The organism is Streptomyces glaucescens, assembly GCF_002154375.1.
Classification (GTDB): Bacteria; Actinomycetota; Actinomycetes; order Streptomycetales; family Streptomycetaceae; genus Streptomyces; species Streptomyces glaucescens.
Genome location: NZ_MUND01000278.1, coordinates 1 through 1,523 on the forward strand (window position 1 = coordinate 1; position 1,523 = coordinate 1,523).

Genomic DNA, 1,523 nt, shown 5'->3' on the forward strand with positions numbered 1-1,523 from the left:
CAAAGAGACACGCGCTAACCGCTGCCGACGCCCACCGGATCATCCACATCTGCGAGCGCCAGGGCGTGCCCACCGCGGCCCGACCTCGCCTGCCAGGGCGGCGGCCCCTGGCTGACCACGGGCATCAAACGCAGGCCGCTCCACGCCCACCATGAAGAACCTCAACCGGGCCTTGGCCGTGGCACGGTGGTCGAACGCGGCGTCACCCGCCTGTAGTCCTGGCGGATCTTCCGTAGATCCCGGTGCAGCGCGAACGGCATGACGTCAATCGCCAGGGCCGTCCTCACCGGAGCGGCAACGCTGAAGCAGCTCAGTGAGATTTCGTGCCTTCAGCAGCCGTTGCGTGCACATCCCGCGTGCCCTCGCGCGCCCCTGGGTGCCTCCGCACCCCCTGCCCCGCGTCTCGAAGTTGACGTTCACTGGAGGGCGGGTGTGGCATATGGGTGATCACAGTTGGGCCGTCGACCTTGAGGAAGGGCTCGACCGGTGCACCCAGCCGCTGGTGACGGGCACGCGCAGCAAGGGCCTGAACGACGCTCGCAGTACTGCTTTCACAGCGGCAGTGTTATGCCCAGCTCCTGCATTGCTTTGGACGGCGGGCCGCCTTCGGAGCGTTCGGTCTTGTAGCCCTTCACTCGCGGCTCAAGGGTGCGGGGGTCGATGGCCTCGGCGGGCGCGCTCTTGGCGTACAGGCCGTCGGGCTCGCTGTCGCGGTCGTGAGGCAGGAGCCAGAAGACGCGGCAGCGGAAGGTCCCCGAGGCACGGGAGGGCTTGGCGGTGGGGCCGAGGAGGGCGTAGCCGACCATGCGGCCGTCGCGGTGGTAGGCCGGTTTGCCTTTGCGGGTGGGCAGCCGGTCCAGGCTCTGGCGGACGTAGTCGAGAGTGTCGATGTCCTCCAGCCACACGATCTCGGTTTCGTGGCTGATCTCGTCCGCGCTGATCAGGGAACTCATGCGGTGGCGTCCCTCTCGTCGTCGGTGAGCAGTCCGATGCCCGGGTAGTGCTTGCGCTGGTTGGACAGGATCATTTCTTTGGGCGAGGCGAGCCCGACCAGTTCGCGTGTGCGGGCAGCGAATGCCCGGGACGACATGGCCGGCGCTCCTTCATTGTGGCACCAGGCTTTGTAGGCGGCGTAGAGGGCGGTCTGCTCGGCGCGCAGGTCGGGGCCGAGGGTGCAGCACTCTTCGTAGAAGCGGCCGGTGTGGTCTTCTGTTTCGGCGTAGGCGGTGGTGGCGATGCGGACGCGTTCGGGGCCGGTGAGGTCGCGCTCGCCGGCGAGGTATCGGCGGGCGCCGTCGATCAGCCAGTTCAGGATGCCGGGGCCTTCCTCCATGACAAGGATGTCGGCCAGGTTGTCGATCTTGCGGTGGTCGGGGACGACGCGTTCGAAGGGGATCAGGCGCATGCGGCGCCAGAACGCGAAGCCGCCGGTTCCGACTTCGGGGCGGTGATTGCCGAGGAGCCACAGTTTGTGGGTGGGTTCGAAGCTGAAGAAGTCCTGCCTCATGCGGCGGGCTTTGATC

2 protein-coding genes and 1 pseudogene are annotated in these 1,523 nt (G+C 67.5%); 1 reads left to right on the forward strand and 2 read right to left on the reverse strand.

All coding sequences use genetic code 11. The annotated features are described in order from the left end of the window. Window positions 1–304: pseudogene (locus CCN42_RS19030) on the forward strand (IS5/IS1182 family transposase); the annotation flags it as partial. Window positions 305–551: 247 nt separating this feature from the next. Here the strand turns inward: CCN42_RS19030 and CCN42_RS19035 are convergent. Continuing rightward, entirely contained in the window at window positions 552–953 is a 402-nt protein-coding gene (locus CCN42_RS19035; RefSeq protein WP_086737274.1) for a DUF6009 family protein, read from the reverse strand. Further along, the coding region (locus CCN42_RS19040; protein ID WP_245877363.1) for a phage/plasmid primase, P4 family at window positions 950–1,523 on the reverse strand (574 nt) is incomplete at its 5' end. The genes CCN42_RS19035 and CCN42_RS19040, both read right to left, overlap by 4 nt.

Bases quoted from the DNA above. Each gene is read 5' to 3' on its own strand.
- CCN42_RS19035 (WP_086737274.1), bottom strand. From the start codon at position 953: ATGAGTTCCCTGATCAGCGCGGACGAGATCAGCCACGAAACCGAGATC.